This is a genomic window from Rhodothermales bacterium (genome assembly GCA_034439735.1).
Lineage (GTDB): Bacteria > Bacteroidota > Rhodothermia > Rhodothermales > JAHQVL01 > JAWKNW01.
Genome location: JAWXAX010000055.1, coordinates 2,501 through 9,546 on the forward strand (window position 1 = coordinate 2,501; position 7,046 = coordinate 9,546).

Here is a 7,046-nt window from a genome sequence, read left to right on the forward strand (position 1 = left end):
GCTCCTTACCGACTGATGAATAAGCGATACCACTCTGTGCTGCATACCTACCCACTCCCCTTCCGTAACGGGGGCTCGTCCATAAATTGACAGAGGCTTCGCTACCGTGGGCAGAGTTCGTTACGGTTGGTTTGTATTTTAGCCCGTCTACTCTGCAAACTCATCGAATCCGTGTATGTCCGCTCAGTCACTCGCCTTTCCCGAAGTTACTTTACACCTGGCCATGGAACATGGGCTAACTGAGCAGGAGTACGGCTGGATACTGGATCGACTCGGGAGAACGCCGACCTTCGTTGAGCTTGGCATCTACTCGGTTATGTGGAGCGAGCATTGCTCCTATAAGAACTCGATTGTTGAACTGAAGAAACTGCCCCGAGAAGGAGGACGGATGCTGGTGGGGGCAGGCGAAGAAAATGCCGGCCTGATCGATATTGGCGATGGCCTGGGCGTGGCATTTAAGATCGAATCCCACAATCATCCTTCTGCGGTTGAACCCTATCAGGGTGCCGCCACAGGGGTAGGAGGAATTCAGCGCGATATTTTTACCATGGGCGCTCGCCCGATCTGTTCGCTCAATTCGCTTCGTTTTGGCTCCCTGGAGCAGCCTCGTGTGCGTTATCTGTTGGATGGCGTCGTGCGCGGGATTGGCGATTATGGCAATTCGTTTGGTGTGCCAACGGTCGCCGGAGAAGTGTACTTCGATCCGTCTTACGAAGGAAATCCTCTCGTTAATGCGATGAGCGTGGGGATCGTCAAGGTGGGTGAAACGGTATCGGCGATTGCGACGGGTAATGGCAATCCTGTTTTTATCGTGGGGTCGGCCACCGGGCGAGACGGGATTCACGGGGCTACATTTGCCTCCGAGGAAATTTCCGAGGCGAGTGAGGCCAGACGGCCTAGCGTGCAGGTCGGGGATCCATTCACGGAGAAACTACTCCTTGAGGCGTCGCTCGAGGTGATTCGCAGTGGCGTTGTCGTTGGGATGCAGGACATGGGTGCGGCCGGCATTACGTGCTCAACGTGCGAGATGAGCGCGAAGGGGGCCAGTGGAATGGCGCTCAACCTGGAACAGGTGCCGATGCGGGAAACAGGCATGACGCCATACGAGGTCATGTTATCCGAGAGCCAGGAGCGGATGCTGGTGGTCTGCAAAAAAGGTAAGGAGACCGAACTGCGCGCTATCTTTGACAAATGGGATCTACATGCCGTTCAGATAGGCGTCGTGACAGACGATGGCCGGGTCAGGGTGTTCTGGCATGGCGACCTGGTGGCCGATGTGCCGGCAGAGCATCTCGTGTTGGGGGGCGGGGCACCTGTCTATATACGCGAGGCACGTCGGCCGGCGTACCTGGATCGCGTGGCTTCTTTCGACATCACATCGATTCCCGATGTGCAAACCAATGAAGCCACGGCCCTCGTGAAACGATTGATTGGCGCGCCTAATATTGCTTCGAAACGCTGGATTTTTGAGCAGTACGACACAACTGTGCGCACCAACACGGTCGTCGGGCCCGGTCCCAGCGACGCGGCGGTTGTCCGCATCAAAGGCACGAAACGTGGGTTGGCGGTCAAGACAGACTGCAACGGCCGATTTGTCTACCTGAATCCGAGGCGCGGCGGTCAGATCGCGGTCGCGGAGGCAGCCCGAAATGTAGTCTGCGCCGGCGGAGAGCCCCTGGCCATTACGAACTGCCTGAACTTCGGGAATCCATATAAACCCGAGGTCTACTGGGTTTTCAAGGAAGCTCTCGCAGGAATGGGTGATGCATGTCGCGCACTGGCGACGCCTGTGACCGGTGGCAATGTCTCGTTTTACAACGAAAATCCCGACTCGGCCGTATTCCCCACGCCAACCATTGGGATGGTGGGTCTCGTCGAGGATATTGATCGTGACACGACTACGGTGCCTTTCCGCAAGGCCGGGGATATCGTGTATCTTCTTTCCCCACGAGCGTGGCAACACCGTAACGATATCGGGGGCTCCGAGTATCTGGCCTGGATCCATCAGCGTACCGACGGCGACGCTCCGCATCTCGACCTCGAGGAGGAGAAGACCGTTCAACACGCCATGCTCGGGTTCATCCGTGCCGGGCTGGTCGAAAGCGCGCACGACGTCTCCGATGGCGGTCTGGCTATCTGCCTCGCGGAATGTGTGTTACACGCCGATCACCTCGGGGCAGACATCGATCTTGGCGGCGAAGCCGGTATCCGAACGGATGCCCTCCTGTTTGGCGAGGCACAATCCCGCATCGTGCTGAGTGGCCGGCCTGAGACGGAGACCGCTCTCTTTCAGAAAGCGGCCGCAGCCGGGGTGCAGTTGACCCGGATCGGCGTCGTGACCGATGGCCCTTTGTGCATCGCGCACGGCGGAGAGGCGCTGATAGAAGCCTCGGGGGCCGATCTTCGCACGATATATGAAAACGCGATACCCGATTTGATGCAGGGCAAGATATAATCGGCCGATACTCCCTTCGAGCATTAAGGTCCTCGGCAGGCGCAGATATTGTAACGATTACCCGGTCTTTCGAAACCAATAGGCCGACGATCATGTACATCGTCCCGCAAGACAAGACGCTACAGCTTTTACCGTAGGAGGCAAAATATGGCAGATAACGCCAAACCTGTTACCTTTACTGATGCCAATTTCAAGAGCGAAGTGCTCGACTCCGAAACGCCGGTGTTGATCGATTTCTGGGCGACCTGGTGCGGCCCCTGCCGTATGATCGCCCCGGTCATCGAGCAGTTGGCCGTCGAATTCGACGGTCGCGCAAAAATCGGCAAGCTGGACGTGGACCGCAATCCCGAAACAGCCATGCAGTTCGGGGTACGTTCTATCCCGACGCTCCTTTTTGTAAAGGATGGCCACGTGGTTGACCAAGTGATCGGCGCTGTTTCGAAAAAGATCCTGACCGATAAGCTGGAGGGACTGGTTTCTCTTCCGGCTAATTCCTGACGCTGGCCACTGCCGGCTCTATGCAGGCTTCGCCACGATAGATTTACCGGCCCGGAGGAGCGAAGTCGCCCCTCCGGGCTTTCCGTTTAACGGGACCCCCCACTACCGCACGTTTCATCATGAGTACAGGTATGCCAGCTGGTTCCCCCTTTCCCTCTGTTGATTTTTCGGCTGCCGTCGAGGCACCTGTCGTGATCGTGGGCACCGGGCCTGCCGGCCTGACGGCTGCGCTTTACGCCGCGCGGGCCAACCTTTCGCCTGTCGTATATCAAGGCATTCAGCCTGGAGGTCAACTCATTACGACCACCGATGTCGAGAACTACCCCGGCTTCCCCGATGGCATTCTCGGCCCGGACTTGATGCAGTTGTTCGAGAAACAGGCCGCTCGATTTGGCGCCGTCCTGCAGTACGGCATGGTAACACATGTTGATTTTTCTCAGCGTCCATTTCGGCTACTCGTGGACGAGGAGACGCCCGTTCTGGCACAGGCGGTGATCATTGCAACGGGTGCGTCGGCCAAGTACCTGGGCCTGGCCAATGAGAAGCGTTTGCTGGGATACGGCGTTTCCGCTTGCGCTACGTGTGACGGGGCGTTCTTTAAGATGATGGATGTCGCGATCGTCGGCGGTGGTGATACGGCGATGGAAGAAGCGCTCTTTCTCACCCGTTTTGCAAGCAAAGTTTATCTGATCCACCGTCGCGACTCGTTCCGGGCATCGAAGATCATGCAGGAGCGTGTATTCGCGAATGAGAAGATCGAGATCTTGTGGGATACGATAATCACCGACATCCTGGGTAAGAAAGAAGTGGATGGCATTGATATCGAGAATCTTAAAACGGGCGAGAAGCGGCAGATTCCGGTCAAAGCCATGTTTGCGGCTATTGGCCACAAGCCGAACACTGAGGTGTTTGCCGGCTGGCTTGACATGGATGAAACTGGCTACATCAAAACAAAACCCGGGACGACGTACACGAATATCCCGGGCGTTTTCGCCTGCGGCGACGCTCAGGATCATGTCTACCGTCAGGCCGTCACGGCCGCCGGGACGGGTTGTATGGCGGCTATCGACGCGGAACGGTGGCTGGCCGAGCACGGTGTGGCGGAACGAGCGACCGTGGCGTGAACCCTGGCGCGGCGCGGAGGTTATGCGCGGAGGAGATTTTTTAACACGAACCACACATTTTCTTTCCGCTCGCGGAGCCGGCGGTTGAAGTAGGGGAGCCACTCGGTGCCGTACGGGATGTAGACACGGACGTAGTAGCCCTCCTGGCGCAACTGAACCTGGGCCCTCGGTCGAATGCCATACAACATCTGAAACTCGAATCGATCCAACGGTACGGCCTGTTCGCGGACATACGCTCTTACGGCGTCGATGAGCTGGTCATCGTGAGTGGCAATGCCCGGATAGCGGCCACTGGAAATCAGCTGGCGTGCGTATTCGAGAAAGCGAACGCGGATCGTGGGCATATCCTGGTAGGCGATCTCAGCGGGCTCCTTGTACGCGCCTTTACAGAGGCGTACGCGTGCCTGGAGATCGATCATGCGCTGTACATCGCCGGCCGTGCGTTTGAGATACGCTTGAAGCACGACACCAACGTGGTCGGGATAGGTGGGATATACCTTCTCGAAAAGACGGAGCGTGGAGGCGGTGATATCGCTGCCCTCCATGTCCAATCGAACAAACACATCTTCTTGCCGCGCGACGTCGAGAAGCTGCCTCAGGTTATCCAGACAGAACCCTGCTTCGATCTTTTGCCCTAACATGCTCAGCTTGATCGAGATATTCGCTTCCGCGCGGAAGTTGCGGGAAGCGTTGGTCACCTTCAACAGCTCGATATAGGTGTCGCGCGCACGTTCCGCAATCTGTCGATCGCTGACATACTCCCCTAGCAGGTCGAGCGTTACGAAGAGGCCCTGATCGGTCAGGGTGCGGATAGCGGGGAGGGCCTGTTGGAACGACTCGCCGGCGACGAATCGGCTGGCGAGTGCGAAAGGGAGTTTCATCGGGAGGTGGAGCAGCCGATTCGCGCCGGCTCCCGGACGAGCTGTCCCGGGCGGCGCGGATTCTAGGCGTCGAGAACGCTGAGTGCAGCGCGTAGATCCCCGATCAGGTCATCGGGGTGCTCCAAACCGACCGAGAGCCGCAATAGGTTGGATGGAGTGCGTGTGGGCGGGGCTTCGACGGAGGCGCGGTGCTCGATGAGGCTTTCGGTTCCGCCGAGGCTTGTCGCGCGGCGGAAGACGCGAGCCGCGGCCGCGACGGCCATGGCACCTTGTTGGCCTCCCCTAACCTCTACGGAAATCATACCGCCGAAGTCCCGCATCTGCCTGGTCGCGACCTCATGGCCCGGGTGACTCGCGAGCGAAGGATAGTGAACGCGTTCCACGGCCGGGTGCACACTGAGGAAGCCGGCCACAATACGAGCATTTTCGCAATGGACGCGCATGCGAGCCGCCAGGGAACGCATACCCCGCAGGGCCAGCCACGCCCCAAAGGGGTCCATGACGGCGCCGCCGGCCGCCTGGAGTTTTCGAACGCGGCCGAACAGCCCTTCCGTCTGGCGAGCGACGATGGCGCCGCCGAGGACATCCGAATGGCCGGCGAGGTACTTGGTGACGGAGTGGAGGACAAAGTCGGCCCCCAATACAAGGGGCCGCTGGAGGAGAGGCGTGGCCCAGGTATTGTCGACCAGCACCTCGGCCCCGGCCTGGTGCGCGAGGCGTGCCACAGCGGCAATGTCTGTGATCTTCAACAGCGGATTGGACGGCGTCTCGATCCACACGAGGCGTGTTTCGGGGCGGAGTGCACGCTCAATCGCGTCGAGATTCGACATATCGACCGTAGTATGCTGGAGGCCCCATTCGGTAAAGGTCCCCGTTGCGAGTACCCGGACGCCGTGATAGACATCGTCCGGCATGATCACATGATCACCCGGTTTCAGGGACTGGAAGATCGTCATGGCGGCGGCCATGCCCGATGAAAATGCGGCGGCGGATGCTCCCCCCTCGAGCGAGGCGAGGGTAGTTTCGAACAGCCGGCGGGTGGGGTTATCGGCGCGGCTGTATTCATACGAACGAGGATACGCGCCGTCGGCATCCCGCTCGAAGGTCGTTGCCAGGTGAATCGGGGCGATCACGGCACCCGTAGCGGGGTCGACCGTGCAGCCGGCGTGCGCGAGAATCGTTTCCAGATTGGGCGTTGATACGGATTCCATGTTGACGTGTGAACCACAATGTGCAGGGGGGCGGCGGCGCACGATCTTCCTTCACGGTGCGACGTATACGGGCTGTCCTTTCAGTTGAATCGCAATCTACAAATCGAATTGAACGAACGCACTATTGCGGATCTCCGCGAAGAGTATCGCCGAGAGTCCATTACGGAGGGGGATGTGGCCCGTAATCCAATCGCCCAGTTTCGCCACTGGTTTCAGGAGGCGTTGGATGCCGCGCTTCCGGAGCCGAATGCCATGGTGTTGTCGACCGTTTCGCCTGGAGGTCATCCCAGTGCACGCGTCTTGTTGCTGAAAGGCTTCGAGGAAGAGGGGTTTGTCTTCTTCACCAACTACGCCAGCAGGAAAGGCGCCGAATTGGCCGGCAATGCCCATGCAGCCATGACGTTCCTGTGGCTCGCTCTCGAGCGCCAGGTTCGTATTGAAGGGTCGATCACGCGAACGAGCGCCGAGGCATCCGACGCCTACTTCGCCTCGCGCCCGCGGGGCAGCCAACTTGGGGCTTGGGCTTCGCCTCAGAGCGAAGTGGTTTCCGGCAGAGAAGCGCTGGAGGCCGACTATCGGAATATGGAGGCTCGATTCGCAGGACAGACGATTCCACGGCCGGCGCACTGGGGCGGCTATCTGTTGTCGCCCCACACCGTGGAATTCTGGCAGGGGCGCCCCAGCCGTCTCCACGACCGCATTCAGTACCGTACGGATCCTGCTGGAGACTGGCTGATCGAGCGGCTCGCTCCATGAAATGGGAGAGCACCGGTCGAATGCTAGGGTGTGTCGACAATCAACGAGGCAGGCGTCTTTCCGCCGATTTCGCGCAGCTCGTCGTTCCTTTTCTCGCGAGATGCGCTGCATCGCGCTCGAA

Annotated in this window: 6 protein-coding genes; 4 read left to right on the forward strand and 2 right to left on the reverse strand. The window is 59.2% G+C overall.

All coding sequences use genetic code 11. From position 1 onward, the window contains the following. Positions 1 to 175: 175 nt before the first annotated feature. The 3 genes from purL (at position 176) to trxB (ending at position 4,077) form a co-directional block, all read left to right on the forward strand. Positions 176 to 2,455 carry a phosphoribosylformylglycinamidine synthase subunit PurL gene (gene purL, locus SH809_03755; GenBank protein MDZ4698800.1) on the forward strand — a complete coding sequence of 760 codons (2,280 nt, stop codon included), beginning with the start codon at positions 176 to 178 and terminating at the stop codon, positions 2,453 to 2,455. A 147-nt stretch (positions 2,456 to 2,602) separates the two neighbouring features. Then, entirely contained in the window at positions 2,603 to 2,953 is a 351-nt protein-coding gene (gene trxA, locus SH809_03760; protein MDZ4698801.1) for a thioredoxin, read from the forward strand. A 119-nt stretch (positions 2,954 to 3,072) separates the two neighbouring features. Continuing rightward, on the forward strand, positions 3,073 to 4,077 hold the full coding sequence (gene trxB / locus SH809_03765; GenBank protein ID MDZ4698802.1) for a thioredoxin-disulfide reductase: 1,005 nt from the start codon (positions 3,073 to 3,075) through the stop codon (positions 4,075 to 4,077). Between the two features lie 20 nt (positions 4,078 to 4,097). Here the strand turns inward: trxB and SH809_03770 are convergent, their stop codons facing one another. Both SH809_03770 and SH809_03775 read right to left on the reverse strand, forming a co-directional pair. Continuing rightward, positions 4,098 to 4,958, reverse strand: coding sequence for a proline dehydrogenase family protein (locus SH809_03770; GenBank protein ID MDZ4698803.1), 861 nt, complete (start codon positions 4,956 to 4,958; stop codon positions 4,098 to 4,100). A 62-nt stretch (positions 4,959 to 5,020) separates the two neighbouring features. Continuing rightward, the gene (locus SH809_03775; protein MDZ4698804.1) at positions 5,021 to 6,169 is read right to left on the reverse strand and encodes an aminotransferase class V-fold PLP-dependent enzyme; all 1,149 of its coding nucleotides are present in this window, start codon (positions 6,167 to 6,169) and stop codon (positions 5,021 to 5,023) included. Positions 6,170 to 6,277: 108 nt separating this feature from the next. Here SH809_03775 and pdxH point away from each other — a divergent pair, with 108 nt between their 5' ends. Beyond that, on the forward strand, positions 6,278 to 6,925 hold the full coding sequence (gene pdxH / locus SH809_03780) for a pyridoxamine 5'-phosphate oxidase (GenBank protein MDZ4698805.1): 648 nt from the start codon (positions 6,278 to 6,280) through the stop codon (positions 6,923 to 6,925). Positions 6,926 to 7,046 lie beyond the last annotated feature (121 nt).

Coding starts and splice junctions, on each gene's coding strand:
- purL (MDZ4698800.1), top strand. CDS start 176: ATGTCCGCTCAGTCACTCGCCTTTCCCGAAGTTACTTTACACCTGGCC.
- trxA (MDZ4698801.1), top strand. CDS start 2,603: ATGGCAGATAACGCCAAACCTGTTACCTTTACTGATGCCAATTTCAAG.
- trxB (MDZ4698802.1), top strand. CDS start 3,073: ATGAGTACAGGTATGCCAGCTGGTTCCCCCTTTCCCTCTGTTGATTTT.
- SH809_03770 (MDZ4698803.1), bottom strand. CDS start 4,958: ATGAAACTCCCTTTCGCACTCGCCAGCCGATTCGTCGCCGGCGAGTCG.
- SH809_03775 (MDZ4698804.1), bottom strand. CDS start 6,169: ATGGAATCCGTATCAACGCCCAATCTGGAAACGATTCTCGCGCACGCC.